General features: G+C 61.8%; 22 protein-coding genes. 8 read left to right on the top strand and 14 right to left on the bottom strand.

The genetic code is table 11. The features are described from left to right. Positions 1–15 precede the first annotated feature (15 nt). The 3 genes from AFIC_RS06070 to AFIC_RS06080 all read right to left on the bottom strand — a co-directional run bounded on the left by AFIC_RS06070 (position 16) and on the right by AFIC_RS06080 (position 3,070). Positions 16–1,071 carry a multicopper oxidase domain-containing protein gene (locus tag AFIC_RS06070; RefSeq protein WP_338063152.1) on the bottom strand — a complete coding sequence of 352 codons (1,056 nt, stop codon included), beginning with the start codon at positions 1,069–1,071 and terminating at the stop codon, positions 16–18. Positions 1,072–1,324: 253 nt separating this feature from the next. Further along, positions 1,325–1,960, bottom strand: a complete 636-nt coding sequence (locus tag AFIC_RS06075; protein ID WP_275248250.1) for a tetratricopeptide repeat protein — start codon at positions 1,958–1,960, stop codon at positions 1,325–1,327. 108 nt (positions 1,961–2,068) lie between these two features. Next, positions 2,069–3,070: a P1 family peptidase gene (locus AFIC_RS06080; protein ID WP_275248251.1), complete on the bottom strand. Its 1,002-nt coding sequence runs from the start codon at positions 3,068–3,070 to the stop codon at positions 2,069–2,071. A 292-nt stretch (positions 3,071–3,362) separates the two neighbouring features. Between AFIC_RS06080 and AFIC_RS06085 the strand changes: the two genes are divergently transcribed. Then, positions 3,363–4,097 (top strand): cytochrome c biogenesis CcdA family protein, encoded by a 735-nt coding sequence (locus AFIC_RS06085; protein WP_275248252.1) that lies wholly within the window; start codon positions 3,363–3,365, stop codon positions 4,095–4,097. Between the two features lie 31 nt (positions 4,098–4,128). On the opposite strand, the gene AFIC_RS06090 is transcribed toward AFIC_RS06085, so the two are convergent. From AFIC_RS06090 to AFIC_RS06115, 6 genes are all read right to left on the bottom strand, one after another. Beyond that, complete coding sequence (locus AFIC_RS06090; RefSeq protein WP_275248253.1) at positions 4,129–5,241, bottom strand: branched-chain amino acid ABC transporter substrate-binding protein; 1,113 nt, start codon at positions 5,239–5,241, stop codon at positions 4,129–4,131. 120 nt (positions 5,242–5,361) lie between these two features. After that, positions 5,362–5,733: a DUF6867 family protein gene (locus AFIC_RS06095; RefSeq protein WP_275248254.1), complete on the bottom strand. Its 372-nt coding sequence runs from the start codon at positions 5,731–5,733 to the stop codon at positions 5,362–5,364. Continuing rightward, complete coding sequence (locus AFIC_RS06100) at positions 5,733–6,464, bottom strand: ABC transporter ATP-binding protein (protein WP_275248255.1); 732 nt, start codon at positions 6,462–6,464, stop codon at positions 5,733–5,735. Before AFIC_RS06100 ends, AFIC_RS06095 begins: the two co-directional genes overlap by 1 nt. Continuing rightward, a complete protein-coding gene (locus AFIC_RS06105) occupies positions 6,461–7,297 on the bottom strand; it encodes an ABC transporter ATP-binding protein (RefSeq protein ID WP_275248256.1) in 837 nt (278 codons plus the stop codon). The genes AFIC_RS06100 and AFIC_RS06105 overlap by 4 nt, the downstream gene beginning before the upstream one ends. Beyond that, positions 7,294–8,574 carry a high-affinity branched-chain amino acid ABC transporter permease LivM gene (gene livM, locus AFIC_RS06110; RefSeq protein WP_275248655.1) on the bottom strand — a complete coding sequence of 427 codons (1,281 nt, stop codon included), beginning with the start codon at positions 8,572–8,574 and terminating at the stop codon, positions 7,294–7,296. Before livM ends, AFIC_RS06105 begins: the two co-directional genes overlap by 4 nt. A 56-nt stretch (positions 8,575–8,630) precedes the next feature. Beyond that, on the bottom strand, positions 8,631–9,545 hold the full coding sequence (locus tag AFIC_RS06115) for an ABC transporter permease subunit (RefSeq protein ID WP_048755774.1): 915 nt from the start codon (positions 9,543–9,545) through the stop codon (positions 8,631–8,633). A 230-nt stretch (positions 9,546–9,775) separates the two neighbouring features. On the opposite strand from AFIC_RS06115, the gene AFIC_RS06120 reads away from it, so the two are divergent. Together AFIC_RS06120 and AFIC_RS06125 are read left to right on the top strand one after the other, a co-directional pair. Then, positions 9,776–9,904, top strand: a complete 129-nt coding sequence (locus AFIC_RS06120; RefSeq protein ID WP_275248257.1) for a hypothetical protein — start codon at positions 9,776–9,778, stop codon at positions 9,902–9,904. Positions 9,905–10,083: 179 nt separating this feature from the next. After that, positions 10,084–10,611, top strand: a complete 528-nt coding sequence (locus AFIC_RS06125; protein ID WP_275248258.1) for a hypothetical protein — start codon at positions 10,084–10,086, stop codon at positions 10,609–10,611. Here AFIC_RS06125 and pcaD read toward each other — a convergent pair. Beyond that, positions 10,598–11,380, bottom strand: a complete 783-nt coding sequence (gene pcaD / locus AFIC_RS06130) for a 3-oxoadipate enol-lactonase (RefSeq protein WP_275248259.1) — start codon at positions 11,378–11,380, stop codon at positions 10,598–10,600. The genes AFIC_RS06125 and pcaD overlap by 14 nt on opposite strands. Positions 11,381–11,554: 174 nt before the next feature. On the opposite strand from pcaD, the gene AFIC_RS06135 reads away from it, so the two are divergent. The 4 genes from AFIC_RS06135 (at position 11,555) to AFIC_RS06150 (ending at position 14,653) form a co-directional block, all read left to right on the top strand. After that, positions 11,555–11,893: an XdhC family protein gene (locus tag AFIC_RS06135; protein ID WP_275248260.1), complete on the top strand. Its 339-nt coding sequence runs from the start codon at positions 11,555–11,557 to the stop codon at positions 11,891–11,893. Further along, positions 11,890–12,606, top strand: a complete 717-nt coding sequence (locus tag AFIC_RS06140) for an XdhC family protein (RefSeq protein WP_275248261.1) — start codon at positions 11,890–11,892, stop codon at positions 12,604–12,606. The genes AFIC_RS06135 and AFIC_RS06140 overlap by 4 nt, the downstream gene beginning before the upstream one ends. Next, entirely contained in the window at positions 12,603–14,210 is a 1,608-nt protein-coding gene (locus tag AFIC_RS06145; protein ID WP_275248262.1) for a molybdopterin-binding/glycosyltransferase family 2 protein, read from the top strand. Before AFIC_RS06140 ends, AFIC_RS06145 begins: the two co-directional genes overlap by 4 nt. Positions 14,211–14,272: 62 nt before the next feature. Continuing rightward, on the top strand, positions 14,273–14,653 hold the full coding sequence (locus AFIC_RS06150) for a DUF4189 domain-containing protein (protein ID WP_275248263.1): 381 nt from the start codon (positions 14,273–14,275) through the stop codon (positions 14,651–14,653). A 3-nt stretch (positions 14,654–14,656) separates the two neighbouring features. On the opposite strand, the gene bcsS is transcribed toward AFIC_RS06150, so the two are convergent. The 3 genes from bcsS to AFIC_RS06165 all read right to left on the bottom strand — a co-directional run bounded on the left by bcsS (position 14,657) and on the right by AFIC_RS06165 (position 16,804). Beyond that, positions 14,657–15,406 (bottom strand): cellulose biosynthesis protein BcsS, encoded by a 750-nt coding sequence (gene bcsS / locus AFIC_RS06155; protein ID WP_275248264.1) that lies wholly within the window; start codon positions 15,404–15,406, stop codon positions 14,657–14,659. Between the two features lie 119 nt (positions 15,407–15,525). Continuing rightward, positions 15,526–15,984 carry a DUF488 domain-containing protein gene (locus tag AFIC_RS06160; RefSeq protein ID WP_275248265.1) on the bottom strand — a complete coding sequence of 153 codons (459 nt, stop codon included), beginning with the start codon at positions 15,982–15,984 and terminating at the stop codon, positions 15,526–15,528. A gap of 13 nt (positions 15,985–15,997) precedes the next feature. Next, a complete protein-coding gene (locus tag AFIC_RS06165; RefSeq protein ID WP_275248266.1) occupies positions 15,998–16,804 on the bottom strand; it encodes a DUF72 domain-containing protein in 807 nt (268 codons plus the stop codon). A 279-nt stretch (positions 16,805–17,083) separates the two neighbouring features. Here AFIC_RS06165 and AFIC_RS06170 point away from each other — a divergent pair, with 279 nt between their 5' ends. Beyond that, positions 17,084–17,485 carry a hypothetical protein gene (locus AFIC_RS06170; RefSeq protein ID WP_420833370.1) on the top strand — a complete coding sequence of 134 codons (402 nt, stop codon included), beginning with the start codon at positions 17,084–17,086 and terminating at the stop codon, positions 17,483–17,485. A 71-nt stretch (positions 17,486–17,556) separates the two neighbouring features. Here the strand turns inward: AFIC_RS06170 and AFIC_RS06175 are convergent, their stop codons facing one another. Continuing rightward, positions 17,557–17,805 (bottom strand): hypothetical protein, encoded by a 249-nt coding sequence (locus AFIC_RS06175; protein ID WP_275248267.1) that lies wholly within the window; start codon positions 17,803–17,805, stop codon positions 17,557–17,559. Positions 17,806–17,934 lie beyond the last annotated feature (129 nt).

Raw genomic sequence — 17,934 nt, forward strand, 5'->3', positions numbered from 1 at the left:
TTTCCTCATTCGGCACTAGGGTGCCGGCACTCCCTTGAACGCGGAGCTTTCGTACATGCCGAGCGGCTTCTTCAGCGATTCCTCGTAGTAGAAGTCGGGCACGAATTGCTTGTTCTTCCAGGTGTAGAAGGACTGCTCCTTCACCGGGATTTCCTCGTATTCGATGGTGGTCATCATGCCGCCCATCGGCGACTTGCCGTTCACGGTGTGGCGATCGATGTGATCGTGAACCATCCAGATGCCGGGATTGTCGGCGCGAAGAATCAGGTCGTAGCGCTCGCCGGGGCCGAACAGGATGGTGTCGGCGAGATAGGGGTTGGCGAGCGGCCGTCCGTCCTTGGCATAGACTTCGAAGTCATGCCCATGGATGTGGATCGAGTGCAGTTCGTCTCCCGCGCCGATCAGGCGAATCCGGATGACGTCGCCTTGCTTGATGCGCAGCGGCTGGGTGTCGGGAAATGCCTTGCCGTTGACGGTGAAGAAGTCAGGTTCGTCGCCGGGAATGCCGCCCTGGCCGGGCTTGTTCGCCCACTGGGAGACCCAGCTCGAGAACATCATGATGTAGTCTTTGGTGACTTCCTTCTCGACCGCGGGCGGGTCTTTCGGATCGACGATCAGAGGTCCCCACATGCCGCGCATCGCGACATGCTCGTTCACGTTGACGTGGCAGTGGTACCACATCGTGCCGGAAGGTTCGGCCTTGAAGCGATAGGTGAAGGTTTCGCCGGGCGCGATCGCGGGTTGTGTCGTATCCGGAACGCCGTCGTTCTTCCAGCTTCCGCGCTGGAACATGCCGTGCCAATGGATCGTGTGCGGCAGCGTGGTCTGGTTCTCGACGTCGATGACGAGATCGTCGCCTTCCTTGACGTGAATCAACGGTCCCGGAGTCTGGCCGTTGAACGAGAATGTGTGGAAGGTCTGCTTATCCACCAGCGTGAGGATGGTGTCCTCGATCGTCATCGAGAAATGGCGGGTTTCCGCGATGGCAGGGGAGACAAGCATCGTCAGCCCCGAGGCGATAACGGCAGAGAGGAGGGTAGCGATAGGCAAGCGTCGTCCGTAGGCAGTCATGGCGAGCCTTTAAGATACATTTATAATAGGTGTTTTGTGACGAGACCGTCAGAAAGCGCCCGGCAGGGAGAGGAAGGCTGCCGGACGCTTCCTGTCAGGCCCCCGAAGATGTGGAAGGATGTTTCATGATCGATCCCCAAATCGAATTTGATGAAACGCACCCTGTCACTGTTATTGTTCCAAAGCAATATTTAAAATATATGTTTTAACGATCTTCCCGATAAAATATTTCGGGCCACGATGTTTTTTCGTTTCACATTCCGGCAACGCACAAGGCTTCAAGCGCTAATCGGCTGACTCCGACCTGTTGGGCGGCTTCAGGCATGATTTGCCACAGCCGCGCGTACCACAGCGGATCGTTTCCGACAGTGCGCATCAATCCGACGAACTTGACGAGCGCGGGTTTTGGCTTGCCGTTCTGCAACATCCAGTGAGCCATATAGAAGCGGGCCACGAGATCGTTCGGGTTTGCTTGCAGGACGTCCTCAAACTCAATTCGCGCCCGCTCGCTGATTTTCCCATGATCGGAAAGTGCCAGAGCCTCGCCAAGAGCCGCGCGCAGAGACGTGTTGGTCCGGTCGTCGGCGACCGCCTGTTCGAGAGCCGGCACAGCGAGTGCAGGCAAGCCGCTGTCGAGCAGGGCGCCGCCAAGGATGCTCCATTTTTGAGGTGGTCTGGACGTCAGGAGTTTGGGGAGATCAGGCAGACTCCCGATCGGGTCGGGGAGAGCGGTTGCCGCACTGTTGAGTGGCGCGGTGATGCGGTGGGTTGTGAGCGGCGGCAGCCTCGTCAATGCGATAGCGGAGATGGCTCCGATGCCGATGCCTGCCATTGAGGCGGCAATATAGAGCCGCCGCCCGGCGCAAATGCTTCGCAAGGTAAAAGCCATGTTCGACTCCGCAAAAAGGGTTGTCTCTTACGGCTTCCGATTTAAGATGTAAATAAAATATATGATATAGAGAAAATATCGCGAAGTGTTGTATCGATGATTCAGATATCAGGCGCCGTGGCGATCTCGCCATGCGGGCAGCGCGTCCGCAAAGGGCAGGGCGCGTCCCTCGTAAACGCCGCGCGCGATGGCGCGTGCAACCACGTTGGCGGCCTCCATCCCGAGTTGCGTCAGGCCATACAGGGGATCGACCGGCTTATTCCCAAGCGATATGGCGAACACGATGTCGCCGTCGAGCGGCGCATGGGCTGGATAGATCGCGCGCGCAAAGCCGGTCTGCGCGAGGATCGCAAGCCGCCGGGCTTGCGGCTTGGTCAGCGCCGCGTCGGTTGCGACGACGACGAGCGTGGTGTTCTCGCCGGCGCTGGCGCGATCGGCGCCCTTCAGGCGAGGCGCGAGCATGTCGGGTGTGAAGGTCTGCGGCAGGCCACGGCCGCCGAATTCGCCGTTCTGCTCAAAAGGCGCGGACCAGAACCAGGGGCCGTCGCCGACGGTGACGGTGCCGACCGCGTTGACCACGGCCAGCGCCGCGATATTGATGCCGCCAAGCGTGGTCGCCGACGCGGAGCCAAGGCCGCCTTTGAAATTAGCGGTGGTCGCGCCATATCCCGCGCCCGCATTGCCCAGCGCGAAGCTACCGCCCGTGGCGCTCATTGCCGCCTCGAAGCCGAGATCGCGATAAGGCGAAAAGCGGCCCCATGCCTTGTCGCCACCGTTCAAAAGATCGAACACCACCGCGCCCGGCACGATCGGCACGCGCGCGTCTCCGATGGCGAATCCGCGCCCCTGTTCGGCAAGGCAGGCCTGCACGCCGCCGCCGGTCTCCAGTCCGAAGGCCGAACCGCCGGAGAGCGCCAGCCCGTCGATCCTCTCCACCGTGTTGGCAAGATCGAGCAGCGCGCTGTCTCGCGTGCCGGGTCCACCGCCGCGAATGTCGAGTGCGGCGACCGCAGGCGTGTCGAACAGGATCGCGGTTGCGCCGGACGCCAGAATCTCGTCATGCGCGTGGCCGACCCTGATGCCTTCGATATCGGTGAGAAGATTCTTCATGGCGCCTCCCGGCACCAGATGAGCGCGTCCATCGCACGCGGTCAATCCGCCCGCGTTACACGCGCGGAGGCGCTCACACGTAAAAGTGAGGCCTTGCGCTTCGATGAGCGATAGAGGCATTTAGTGTGGTGGTTCGAGAGGTTCGCTCGTTTTCTCCGCGAGCTCCTCAAGCGAACCTCTCGAACCTAAACCACACTAGAATCATAAGTTTGCTAGTGTCTTTTCGAATCCGAAGTTCGCGACGGAAGGTGCTGCACGATGAGACGAACTTCGGATTCGGGACACTAGCCGCATGATTCAGAACATCTCCATCCCGACAGCCTTGTTCGCGGGTTTCGTCAGCTTCCTGTCGCCTTGCGTGCTGCCTCTGGTGCCGGCCTATCTCGTGTACCTGACGGGCGCCACGGTCGAGCACGTCGCGAGCGAGGAAAAGCCCGCGGCGTCGCGCCGCGCGGTGCTGCTGTGCGCGCTTCTGTTCGTGCTGGGTTTTTCCACGGTCTTCGTCGGCCTTGGGGCCAGCGCGAGCGTGATCGGTTCGGCCCTGCGGCGCTGGTCGGCTGAACTGTCGATCGCGGCCGGGATCGTCATCATCATAATGGGGCTGCACTTCCTCGGCCTGACGCGCATCGGCTTTCTGATGCGCGAGGGGCGGGTGCAGATCTCGAAGCCGATCGGGTTATGGGGCGCCTATGTGATGGGGCTTGCCTTCGCGTTCGGCTGGACGCCCTGCATCGGGCCGGTGCTGGCCGCGATCCTGTCGATCGCGGCGTCCGAGAATACGGTTCAGAAGGGCGCGCTGCTGCTCGCGGTGTATTCGGCGGGGCTTGGAATTCCGTTCCTGCTGGCGGCGTTCCTGATCGAGCGTTCGTCCTCGGCACTCGCGCGGCTGAGGCGCTATCTCCCGACCGTGGAGCGCGTCATGGGCGGGCTGATGGTGCTCGTCGGCATCGCGTTTCTCACCGGCGCGGTGTCGAATATCGGGGTCTGGCTGCTGGAGGCTTTCCCGGCGCTGCAAAGCATCGGGTGAGGCTCTCTCCCGGAGGAGAGAGCCCGCGCGTTCAGTTTGGCAGTTCGGCGTAGCCGCCCTTGTCGTCCCACTTATAGACGACGTAACCGGTCTGCTTGATGTCGCCCTTGGCGTCGAACGACAACGGACCAATGACCGTATTCCATTCACCGGCCTTGATGGCGGTAGCGACCTTCTGCGGGTCGGTGGTGTTGGCCTTGGCGGCGGCCTGCGACCAGACCTGGAAAGCCGCGTAGGTGTAGAGCGTGTAGCCTTCCGGATCGACATTCTTCGCCTTGAACTTGTCGACGATGGCCTTCGCGTCCGGACGGTTGCGCGGATCGGGGCCGAAGGTGAACAGCGTGCCGGCCGCGAGCGGGCCGGTGATGGAGGCGAATTCCTTGTCGTTCATGGCGTCGCCCGCCATCATCACGGTCTTGAGGCCCTGATCGCGCATCTGGCGCAGGATCAATCCTGCTTCCTGATGGTAGCCGCCGATATAGACGAGGTCGATGTTCTCGCGCTTGAGGCGCGACACGATGGAGTTAAAGTCCTTGTCGCCCTTGTTGTAGGATTCGAACATCTTCTCCTGAAGGCCGCCTGCATTGAGCGCCTTCTTGGTCTCATCCGCGAGGCCCTTGCCGTAGGTGGTCTTGTCATTGAGGATGGCGATGTTCTTGCCTTGATAGTGCTTCAGCAGATACGCCGCCGCCGCGCTGCCCTGCTGGTCGTCCCGTCCGCAAACGCGAAACACGTTCCACAGTTTACGCTCGGTCAGAAGCGGGTTGGTCGAACCCGGGCTGATCTGAAGGACGTTACCGTCGGCATAAACTTCCGAAGCCGGAATCGAGGAAGACGAGCAATAATGTCCGGCCACGAAAACCGAGCCATTGTTTGCGATCTTCTCGGCGATCGAGCGGGCCTGCTTCGGATCGCAGGCATCGTCGCCGATTTGCAGCGCGAGCTTCTTGCCCAGCACGCCGCCAGATGCGTTGATGTCGGCGACGGCCTGTTCGGCGCCGTTGCGCAGTTGCCGCCCGAAGGCGGATTCGCCGCCCGTCATGGGGCCGGCGACGGCGACCGGAAGGGTTTGTGCCATGGCCTGCGCGGAGAAGCCGAGCAAGGCGGCCGCACAGGTTACGGCAAGCAAGCGGATAGGGGTCATGCGTGTCATCCCTCGGTGAAGATCAGAAATGAAATGGAAGTGTATAGTCGAACGAATTGACCGCCGAGTCATCCATGAAAGTTGGCCGGAGGGGCGGTTGCAGGCAGTTTTAATACGACTTTAATGCGACGGACCATGCTGCGGTGCATCTTGTCGCAGCTTCCAGCCCAGCGGGCCGCTGGCTTCGTAAAGCCAGTAATATTGCCGCACCATCTGCCGGGCACGGGTGTACTGGAACGCGAGGCAGATCACGGCGAGCATGACCGCCGTTTCAGCAATCCAGGGCAGGACCGCAAACAGTGTTTCCTCGAACAGTGCGAAGTGCACGAAGCGCACGGCCATTGCCATCGGAATCGCGGCCAGCACCGCGACATGGATGCCGCGCCATGTCCGGGCGATAGCGCTTCCGGCGAGCCACGCGCCGCCACCACCGAGAATGAGGGTGAGGATGACCGACTGCCACCAGGCCTCGTTGGCGTAAAGATCGTGCATCAGTGCCGCCCGCCTTCGAGATAGGCCGCGCGAATTTCCGGACGTTCCAGCAATTCGCGCGCATCGCCTGACATGGTGATGAGGCCGTTGACCATGACATAGCCGCGATGGGCGAGCTTCAGCGCATGGTTGGCGTTCTGCTCGACGATCAGCACCGTGAGTCCGTCCGTCTGGTTCAGCGTGCGGATGGCGTCGAATATCTGGCGCGTGATGAGGGGCGCGAGGCCGAGCGAAGGCTCGTCAAGCATCAGAAGGCGCGGACGACTCATCAGCGCGCGGCCGATCGCGAGCATCTGTTGCTCGCCGCCCGACAGCGTGCCGCCGCGTTGCGTCAGCCGCTCCTTGAGGCGCGGAAATAAAGTGAGGACACGCTCAAGATCAGCGGCGCGTTCGCTTTCGCTGGCTTCGGCGGCATCCGCGCCCATCCGCAGGTTTTCGGCAACGCTCATGCGCAGGAAGATCCGCCGCCCTTCCGGCGATTGCGCGATGCGCAGCCGCGCGAGATGGTGCGTCGGCGTATGGGTGATGTCATCGCCGTCGAACAGGATTTCGCCGGAACGTGCGCGCGGGCGGCCGAAGATCGTCATCATCAAGGTGGACTTGCCCGCACCGTTGGCGCCGATCAGCGCGACGATCTCGCCACGCTTCACGTCGATATCGATACCCTTCAAGGCTTCGATATTGCCGTAAGCGGCGCGCAGGCCACGGATTTCGAGCAGGGAATCGCTCATGCGTCCTGCTCCATCACTTCGATGGCGGTTTTCTCATCCGCGCCGAGATAGGCCGCGATGACCTTGGGATCGTCGCGAATCTCGCGCGGCGTGCCCTCGGCGATTTTGACGCCGTAGTCCAGCACGACGATGCGGTCGGCGATCTCCATCACCACAGACATGTCGTGTTCGATCAGCAGGATAGATGTGCCATGATCCTTGCGGATCGAGAGGAGCAATTCACTGAGAGCCTCGCCCTCGCGCGCATTCAGTCCTGCGGCGGGCTCGTCGAGGCAAAGGAGCGCCGGCTCCGCGCACATCGCGCGCGCGATTTCCAGCCTGCGCTGGTCGCCATAGGGAAGATTTCCGGCGGCATCGTCGGCGCGGCCAGTGAGGCCGATGCGGTCGAGCCAGTGGCGCGCTCGCTCAACGGCATGCCGTTCAGCTGTATGAAAAGTGGGCGCGCCGATGAGGCCGAGAAAGCTCATGCCGGATGCCCGCATCAGGCGGTTGTGCTGCGCGACCATCAGATTCTCGAGCGCCGTCATGCCCGAGAACAGGCGGATGTTCTGGAATGTGCGCGCGACCTTTGCGATTTTCGAGACGCGATAATCGAGCAGCCGTTCCAACAGGAATGCGCGGCCATTTTCATGGGTCAAACGCAGCATGCCCGTGGTCGGTTTGTAAAATCCGGTGATGCAGTTGAACACCGTGGTCTTGCCCGCGCCATTGGGGCCGATCAGTGCGGTGATGTCTCCGCGTTTCGCTTCAAACGACAGATCGTTGACGGCCATGATGCCGCCGAAGCGCATCGACAGATGCTGGACGTCGAGGATGGGGTCCGGTGCGCTCATCGGCCCTCCTTGACGAGGTCGGATGAGACTTTCGTGCGCGTCGCGAGAAACAGGGAAGGCTCGCGGTGGGAGATCAGGCCACGCGGCCGCCAGATCATCAAGAGCACCATCGCGCCGCCGAACGCCAGCATGCGGAATTGCTCGAAGCCACGGAACAGTTCAAATCCGCCGATCAGTGCGAGCGAGGAGAGCACCACGCCGAGCTGCGAGCCCATGCCGCCCAGCACGACGATGGCCAGCACCAGCGCCGATTCCTGGAACGAGAACGATTCAGGGCTGATGAAGCCCTGGCGCGTGGCGAAGAACGCGCCCGCGAATCCGCCGAACATCGCGCCGATGGCGAACGCGGTGAGCTTCGTCGTGGTGGTGTTGATGCCGAGCGCGCGGCAGGCGATCTCGTCCTCGCGCAGGGCTTCCCATGCGCGGCCGATCGGCAGGCGGCGCAGGCGCAGCGTGACCCAATTGGTCAAAAGCGCCAGCGCGAGGATGATGTAGAACAGCAGCACCAGCCGGTGTGTCGGAGAGAAGGGAATGCCAAGATGAGCGGCGAGGCCGTTCGGTCCCGGCGTGAGCGGAATACCGAACAGGCTCGGGCGAGGGATGCCGGAGATGCCGTTCGGCCCGCCTGTGACGTGCTGCCAGTTCAGCAGCACGAGGCGGATGATTTCGCCGAACGCGAGCGTGACGATGGCGAGATAGTCGCCGCGCAGCCGCAGCACCGGGAAGCCGAGCAGCATGCCCCAGAACGCGGCGAGGATTCCGGCGAGCGGCAGGCAGGTCCAGAACGACAGTCCGAAGGTGGTGGACAGCAGCGCATAGGAATAGGCGCCGACCGCGTAGAAGGCGACGTAGCCGAGATCGAGCAGCCCGGCGAGGCCGACCACGATGTTCAACCCCCAGCCGAGCATCACATAGGTCAGCACGAGAATGCCGAGATCGAGCATGTAGCGCTGATTGTAGAAGATCACCGGCACGAGGAAGGCGAATATCAGCAGCGCCGGCACCGCGAGGCGGCCGAGCGTAGACAGTCCGCGCCTCGCGCTCTCGGGCAGGATGGGTGCATGATCCCGCTTGGCCCACCATTGCCGGAACAGTTCGGTGAGAATACTGCCCGCGAAAACCAGGACGACCATGATCGCGAGATCGCCAAAGCGTGTCCAGTAGATCAATTGCCCGGTCGGTCCCGCCTCGGTGCGGATGCCGATCATGAGCGAGAACAGCACCAGCGCTATGAGCGCGCTGAGCAGCGACTTCTTCAGGATGAAGGCGGCGCCCATCTGCGGAGCGCGTTTCGGTTTTGGGGTGGAGGATGTCTGATCCGTCACGCCCGTGCTCAGACTTTTTCGACTTCGGGACGACCGAGCAGGCCGGTCGGCAGGAAGATGAGAACGACGATCAGGATCGAGAAGGCGGCGACGTCCTTGTATTCGGAGGAGAAGTAGGCGGACCAGAGCGTCTCGATGAGGCCGATGGCGAGGCCGCCGAGCATGGCGCCGGGCAGCGAGCCGATGCCGCCAAGCACGGCGGCGGTGAAGGCTTTGATGCCCGCGACGAAGCCCATGTAGAAATCGACAACGCCGTAATAGAGCAGGTACATCATGCCCGCGACGGCGGCGAGCGCCGCGCCGATCACGAACGTCATCGAGATCGTGCGATCGACATCGACGCCGAGCAGCGCGGCCATGGTCTGGTCCTGTTCGCAGGCGCGCATGTCGCGCCCAAGCCGGGTGCGCGTGACCATCCACGAGAAGATCGCGAGCAGCACCACGGTGGTCACGACCACGATGATCTGGATGTTGGACAGGCGGACGACAAAGCCGTCCTGCTCGAACAGCGTATAGCCGCCGGTAATGATCGGCGGCACGGGCTTCACGCGGGCGCCTTGTGCGACCTGCGAGAAGTTCGACAGCACGAACGACATGCCGATCGCCGACAGCATCGGGGCGAGGCGGAAGGAATGACGCAACGGCCGGTAAGCGATGCGCTCGACCGTCCAGCCATACAGTGCGGTGGTCGCCATCGCGACGAGAACGACCAGCAGCAGCACGACAGGCACGGCGGTGATGCCGAGCGACACCAGCACGAGGAATGAAATCAGGGCGATGAAGCCGCCGATCATGAAGATGTCGCCATGGGCGAAATTGATCATGCCGACGATGCCGTAGACCATCGTGTAGCCGATCGCGATCAGCCCGTAGATGGAGCCGAGCACCAGTCCGTTGATGAGCTGCTGTGCGAAATAATCCATCGGCTGCCGCGTGGCGTTGGTTGGGCGTCTCCGGCTCCGGCAGCCAAGACGTTGGAATGGGACAATTTTTATCAGCGGGAACCGGGTGCGGCAACTGCGGCGGACGGTTGCGGCCTGATCGGTGGAAGGAACCGGCCGGATCACGGGATACTGAAAGGAAACCGGAATTTCTGCGGAACGTGGTTCGTGGGGCGATGTTGGAAGGGGCGTTCAACAGGAGACATGAACCAATGTCGAACCAGAACCAGCAGTCACAGCAGAACCAGAAGCCCGGTCAGCAACAGCAGGGCGGCGGACAGAAGCCCGGCCAGCAGCAACAGCAGCAGGGCAAGCCGGGCAGCCAAAAGGGCGGCCACTAGCAGCCTGTGGACAAGTTCATTGAAAAACTTGAGGAAAACCCCGCTTTTGGCGGGGTTTTCTGCTTGGAATGGGCCATTGGCCTAGCCTGTTAACGTAAACAGACGGTTTAGATTGTCGCTCCCGGGCTCGCGTGGCACTCCGCGAGGATGCGCCTTTTCAGCGCGGAAGGAGCGGGACGATGAAGGAATGGCGGCTCGGCATTTTCAACGGTGTGATGCTGGCGTGCTATTTCATTCCGACATGGACGATCTCCGCCTTCAAGGTCGTGATGTCGCCGGTTCGCGGGATGTATGAACCCGCCAATATCGCGCCCGCGATGTTCGTGAGCGACCATCTGTCGTGGTCGGCGCTTGGGCTCGTCCGCTTCGCGTGGCTGTTCGCGCTGTCGAAATTTCTGGTGGCTGCGTTTTTTCTCGCCTTCCTGTTTTTCGTCATTCGCGAAGCGCTGTCGCGCAAGCACGGCGCGGAGGAGGCGCTGGCCTTCGCGCTGACGCTCGGCAGTCTCATCAGCTTCGGCAGCATGCTCGCGGCGTCTTATGTCGGCGAAGCTGCCGCAATTCGGCTCCATGCCACCGAGCTTTTGATGCTGCTTGCCGCAGGCATCGTCCTGCTGGTCGAGGGTGGCGTGCATGAGCGCGCAAGCGCCGATGTGCCGTATGCCGGCCGTCCGCCGTCGAGCGTGATCTCGTCCTCTAACGCTGTGTGAGAAATCCGGTCAGGGCTTCGTTGAAGCCGTAAGGTGCTTCAACATTGGACAAGTGCGCGGCCTCGAGGATCGTGAGACTCGCGCCCGGAATGCCCGCGCGGATCGTGGCGGCCATTTGCAACGGCGATGATGTGTCGTAACGCCCGGCGATGACCAGCGTCTGCGCCTTGATGCGCGGCAGGGCTTCCCGCAAATCGAGTCCCATCAGGGCCCCGCAGCTTGCCGTGTAACCGGCAACCGGATTGGAGGTCAGCATCGCGCGGATCCGGCTGACCGTCTGCGGTTCACGCTCGCGAAATTCCTCGGTGAACCATCTTGCCATGGTCTCGTCGGCGATCACATCGAGCCCTTTTTCGGTCACGGTCTTGATGCGGGCCAGCCACGGCGCGGGATCGGCAACGTGGCAGGTGGTGTCGGCGAGCACGAGGCGATCGATCCGCTCCGGTGCGTTCGCCGCGAGCCACTGTCCGACCGCGCCGCCGATCGAGAGGCCACACCAATGCGTGCGTGCGATGTTCAGGTCGTCGAGGATCGCCAGAGCGTCCCGGCCAAAATCCGCGACGCTGTAGGGGCCGGGAGGGGTACCCGATTTGCCGTGGCCGCGCCGGTCATAGCGGATGACGCGAAAGAACCGGGTCAGAGCCGCCATCTGCGGTTCCCAGACCTGTAGCGTCGTCCCGAGCGGGTTGGAGAGCATCAGCGTGGGGCCGCCGTCCCGGCCTTCGACGGAAACATTCAGCAGGCAGCCATCGGCGTCGATCATTGGCATAATGGTATTCCAGCCTTATTTTACAGGACAAACCGCGCAGGCCAAATGAGCGTAGAGGAAGGTGCCAAATCCTGCTGAAGGCATGTATAATCGGGTCGCGTTAACGGTCGAAATCCGGGTCGGTCCTTACGGCATTTTATACAGGAATATTCCAGAGTTTATGCAAGGCGGATCATGTTGGATCGAGATGAGGATCTGTTACAGGCAGCGGAAGGATGGGTTGGCGCCGGCCATGGCGCCGCACTGGCAACCGTGGTGCAGACCTGGGGATCGGCGCCTCGTCCGGCGGGCTCGAGTCTCGTCATCAAGGACGATGGCGCATTTCTGGGCTCGGTGTCGGGCGGCTGCGTCGAGGGCGCGGTGATTACCGAGGCGCTCGACGTGATCGAGAGCGGTACGGCGAAGCTGCTTGAATTCGGCGTGGCCGACGAGACGGCATGGAAGGTCGGCTTGTCGTGCGGCGGGACCATTCGTGTGTTCGTCGAGAAGATCGAAGCGAAAGGCCGGTCGTGAAGCAGGACACACTGGTGCAATTGAATGCCGAGCGGCTGGCGCGCCGTCCTGTCGTCGTGGTCACGAATATCGCGACCGGAGAGCAGCGGCTCGTCAAGGCGGCCGATGTCGCGAACGATCCCCTGCACGCCGAACTCGACAAGCATCTGCGCATGGGCCGCAGCGAGCTGATCCATGTCGATGGCGACAATCTGTTCCTGAACATCTACGCGCCGGCGGCGCGCCTCGTCATCATCGGCGCCGTTCACATCAGCCAGACTCTCGCGCCGCTGGCGCAATCTCTCGGCTACGATGTCTGCGTGATCGATCCCCGCACCGCGTTTGCTTCGTCCGAGCGTTTCCCCGATGTGCGCCTGATCGCGGATTGGCCGGAGACGGTGCTGCCGCCGATGAACATCGACAGGTACACCGCGATGGCGGCTGTGACGCACGATCCCAAGATCGACGATTTCGCGCTGTTGCATGCGCTCGAGCGGGATTGTTTCTATATCGGCGCGCTGGGCTCCCGCAAAACCCACATCAGGCGGCTCGACCGCCTGAAGGCGGCGGGGGAGACCGATAATTCACTGTCCCGCATCCGCTCGCCGATCGGCATGGATATCGGGGCGGTCTCGCCGGCCGAGATTGCCGTGGCGGTGATGGCGCAGATCACCTCCGCCTTGCGTTTGCCAGCCTCCAGTATCAATACCGCACGTGTGAGTGTTCCAGCATGAAATTCGGACCTGTTTCGCCCAAGGAAGCCATCGGTGGTGTCGCCGTTCATGCGATTCGGCAGAGTTCCTATGTTCTGAAGAAAGGCACGCTGATTACGCCTGTCGAAGCCGAAGCGCTGGAGCAGGCCGGGATCAAGCAGATCGTGGTGGCGCGCCTCGAAGACGGCGATGTGTCGGAAGATGTCGCCGCCGCGGGCATCGCACGGGTGATCGCTGGTGAGGGCATTCATGTCGAGAAGGCGTTTACCGGCCGCTGCAATCTGTTTGCGGCACATCCCGGTATCCTTGTGATCGACCGTGATGCCGTCGATCAACTCAACCGTGTCGATGAATCGATCACTTTCGCCACGCTGCCGGCGTTCAAGGCCGTGGCCGAAGGCGAGATGATCGCGACCGTGAAACTCATTCCTTTCGGGATCGCGAACAGCGTCTATGACAAGGCGGTGGAAGCCGCGGAGCAGCGCCAGATCAGGATCATGCCGTTCGCGGTCAAGCGGGTTGGCGTGGTATCGACGATGCTGCCCGGCCTCGCGCCCAAGGTGATCGACAAGACCGTGCAGGTGACAAGAGAGCGGCTTGCCCGTGCCGGGGCTGCAATCATCGCCGAGCGGCGTGTCCAGCACAGCGAGCCCGCGCTGAAGGCGGCGGTCGAGGAACTGCTGAGCCTCGGCTCGGAACTTGTCCTGATTTTCGGCGCGTCCGCCATAGCGGATCGCCGCGACATCATTCCATCGGCGGTCGAGAATGCCGGCGGTAAGGTCGAGCATTTCGGCATGCCGGTCGATCCCGGCAATCTGCTTCTGGTGGCGCGGATCGGCGACGTGCCGGTGCTTGGCGCGCCGGGCTGCGCCCGCTCGCCGAAGGAGAACGGCTTTGACTGGGTGCTGATGCGGCTTCTCGCCAACCTCAAGGTCACGCGCGAGGAAATCACGGCGATGGGTGTGGGCGGGCTGCTGATGGAAATCATTTCGCGGCCTCAGTCTCGCGAACCGGAGAAGGCCGTGATCGAAACCGATGTGACCGCCGTCATTCTCGCCGCAGGCCGCTCGACCCGGATGGGCGGACCGAACAAACTGCTCGCCGAAATTGGCGGCAAGCCTCTGGTGCGTATCGCGGCCGAACAGGCGCTGGCCTCGCGTGCGGAATCGGTTGTGGTCGTGACCGGCCATCAGCACGAGCGTGTCGAACAGGCATTGCAGGGCCTCGACGTGACGTTCGTGCATAATCCGGATTATGCCGATGGACTCGCAACCTCGCTCAAGACCGGCATTGGCGCGGTGCCTGCTTCCAGCGGCGCGGCCATTGTCTGCCTTGGCGACATGCCGCTTGTCGGCAGCGGGTTGATTGATCGGCTGATCGAGGCTTATGCGCCCGAGCGCGACGGTCTGATCGCCATTCCGGTGGCGGATGGCCGCCGTGGCAACCCCGTGTTGTGGTCGCGTAAATTGTTCAAGGAATTGCTGGCGCTCGAAGGCGACATCGGTGCGCGCCATGTCATTCAGAAATATGCCGAAATGGTCGTTGAGGTCCCGGCGACCGGTGTCAGCGCCTTCCTCGATGTCGACACCCCCGATGTGCTGGAAAGATTGCTGACGAAGCGGTGAGGCTGTATTCACCAAGTTGAAACCGGTTCCCGGTAACGTCGCTCCCGCTTGGGGGAAGCGATATGACCTGCACCTTGATCCGGCATCTTGCCGGATTGTTTTTTGCTGCAATCCTGATCTGTGGCGCATTTATCGCGCCATCCCATGCGGCAGGCGCGCTCGCTGTCGGCAAGTGCGGTGCCTATGGACAGGCTTTCGATTACAAGCACCAGAACGCGGCGATCGCCGCTGCCCGCAAGCAATGCAAGGGTGAATGCACCGTCATCACGATGCGGCGCGCCTGCGCGGCCCTCGCCATCGACATGAAAAATCCCTGCGGAGCGTTCGGCTATGCCGTGGAGCCGCGGATTTCGAGCGCGCTGAATGCGGCCAGCAAGAAGTGTTACGGCTATGGCGGTAAGGAATGCGTGATCCGGGCCTGGGCCTGCGACGCGCGCGGCTGAGATTTATCGCCGCGTCAGAAGGCTGAAGCGGCCGTACATTCCCGAACGCCTGTCGCTGTCGTGAATATAACCCGCGCCGAAGACCCATTCGAAGCCGCCGAATTGCAGCGAGGTGACATGTGCGCCCGCGCGATATTGCCGGTAGGTACGGTCACCCGAGGTCTCGATCTCAGGGCCGAACCAGAAGCGTTCGAACATGCGCCATCCGGTGGCGGCGCGGATGCCGTAATTGCCGCCGATGGTCGAGCCGGTCAGTGTGGTGGCGACCATCATCCGGGCGGGGAGGGGCTCCCACCACGTATCGATATTGAAGCGGGCACCGGCATGTGTGCCGCGCAGCCTGTTCGATGGGTCGGAGGGCAGCGTCCAGTGATGCTGGATATCGAGACCGGCGTACATCTTGATTTCGAGATTGCCGCGCTTGAAGCGATAGCCCGGCAGGAAGGAAGCCACCACGTCGGCGCCCCGTATGTCCGTGCCCGCAGATTGATAGAGATAGTCTCCGCCCGCGAGCAGCGTCTTCAGCGTGAAGCCATCTTTGTCCAGCCCGCCGGGTGACCATACGGCGCCGCCATAAGCAGAGCTTCCCTTGTGCCACAGGTCGGCGCCCGTGAAATAAAGGATGGTCGCATCATGGCTGTTGGGAGGTGGAGCAGCGAGCCAGTCGTCGGGTAAAGAGCCAGCCTTCACCGGTCCTGCGAGAACCGAAGTTACGCCAATCCACGCAACGGTGAGACCACGGACGCAACGCATGCCCTGACTCTGGGGCTATTTTGAATATGACTACGTAAAAATACGCAGACCAGTAAACCGGTAGGCGCTGCCACCGTCCAGAGGCAAGATGAGAACGTTCACCGAACGGATGCCGGAATCTAAAGGTGCGGCGCAACCAGATTTTCCGTGGTGACGTGATCGCGCTTTTCGATGATCTCGGCGATGAAGTGGCGGTGGCAGTTGGCATGGTCGCGCTCAAAACAGAGCAGGCACACCGGACCTGATGTTTTGACGAGATGAGCAAGTTCGTCCATTTCCCTTTCCGCTTGCAGCGTTTTCAGGTGTGCGTCGTATATTGCCTTCATCGTCGCGGCATCGCCTTTGCGCCTCGCCTCGCGGCCCTGCTTCGGTGTGCCCAATCCGCGCAAGTGGATGTAGCCGATGCCGCGCTCATCGAGGCTCGCGGCCAACTGGTTTTTGGAGAACCCGGCCCGGCGTGAGGACGTCACGGCGCGGACATCGACTAAAAGTTTGACACCGGCCTGCTCAAGTTCATTGAGAACCGCGCGAGAGCTGGCCTGCTCATAGCCGATGGTGAAAATTTTCTTCTTCGCCATGGCTTTGATTTTCTTATTTGCCGCTCACGCGGCTGATCAACTCCATCGCTCCGGCAGGCGCGTGCACCTTTCCGCCGTGGATGATGTAGCTGAAGACGTCGCGCGGCTCTTTCTTCGCAACCTTCTTGCCGATGCGCGGCAAATCGCCGGGTTCGCCGCCATCCGCCCACGTCTGAAGCCGCTCCGCCCATTGCGTCAGTTGCTTGGGCGGATATGCGGTCTTCACGCTGTCCTGTCCGGTTTGCAGGCGGGCATAGACGAAATCGCCGGTGATGTCCGCAATCGCCGGATAGGTGGCGTGATCGGCGTAAACGACAGGGACCGCAAATTTTTTCAGCAACGTGACGAATGCCTCGTTCTGGAAACTCTCGTGGCGAACCTCGACCACATGACGCAACTTGCGGCCATCGATGTCGCGCGGCAGCAGTTCGAGGAACGCGCCGAAATCGGCCTCGTCGAATTGTTTTGTCGGCATGAATTGCCACAGCACCGGGCCGAGCTTGTCGCCGAGTTCAAGCACACCGGAATCGTAGAACCGCTTGATGGAATCGCCGGCTTCCGCAAGCACGCGGCGGTTGGTGGCGAAGCGTGGGCCCTTGAGTGAGAAGACGAAACCGTTCGGCGTTTCCGAGGCCCATTTGCGGAAGCTTGCGGGCTTCTGCGAGCCGTAATAGGTGCCGTTGATTTCGATCGAGGTCAGTTTGGAGGCGGCGTAACCGAGCTCCTTGGATTGGGCGAGCTTCTCCGGATAGAACACGCCGCGCCAGGGTGCGAAGGTCCACCCGCCGATTCCAATATAGATTGTGCCTTGTTTCGCCATGCGGTTCCTTGCAGCCGTCGGGCCTCTTGAATATCCGGTTTGAGTCCCTATCTCCACTCCAACGGCGATGTCGATGCTCCTCCCGCACCATCGCCGAGACGGCCACGAAAACAGGCGGATCGCAGATCCGCCCCGGGCGAGCGCCGGATGTATGCGCAGCCTGGCTCATTCGTGGCCGTTACCATTTCAATCCTGCTTTTATGTTGTGCCAGGGACATCTCCAAGCCGATGCGCCGCAGTTCTGCACGGTGCGGAACTTTGCATGGAGTGGGGCTTTTCATGACGGCCAGCGGCATGATTAGCTGGGCCGATATCGGGCAGGGCACTCAACGTCGCAAGATTTGGGAGAACGCCATGGGTTTTGGACTGGGATCTCGCCGTGTCGCCGGATGGACAGTTGCCTCGGTGCTGATATGCGCGCCCTCGTGGGCTTTGGCGCAGGGCACTGCGGACGAACGCCAGGCCTGCACGCCCGATGTCTTCAGATTATGCGGGCGCTATATTCCCAATGCGGATCGCATCGCGAATTGCTTGCAGCAGGCGGGACCACGGCTCAGCCCGGCCTGTTACGCGGTGTTCTATCCGCCGGGCGTCCGCACGCGCAACGCGCACGCGGTTAAGCGGTATTATGAGCCGCCGCGCCAGCGCGCTCGTGACGACGACGATGACGATGACGATTGATTTCGTCGCTTATCGCCAGAATAAAAAACGCCACGCGGAATGCGTGGCGTTTTTTCTTTGTGATGCCGCGATCAGTAACAGACGCGCTTGGTGGTGACGACGCGGCGGCCATACGGACCACGGCGCACGATCTTGCGGACGGTGCAGTGCGGGCCGCGACGAATGACACGACGCGTCACATAAGCCTTCGTGACGCCGGGATGTGCGATGTCGGAGAGACCAGCGGCTGGCACAGCGACGGGCGCTGCGGATGCCGGAGCCGCGAAGGCAGCGAAACCGAGGACAAGGGCGGCAGCAAATCCGAGGGCGGTTTTGTTCACGATTGAATCTCCCTAGTTGTGCAAGTTGAATTCCGATGAATGATCGCAGGGCGACATTAACCGCGATCGCTGGCTATTGTTCCGTATGTGCGATGACTGGAGGATGAACCGAGCATGCAGGAATGCGAT

It is taken from the genome of [Pseudomonas] carboxydohydrogena, assembly GCF_029030725.1.
GTDB classification, from domain to species: Bacteria; Pseudomonadota; Alphaproteobacteria; order Rhizobiales; family Xanthobacteraceae; genus Afipia; species Afipia carboxydohydrogena.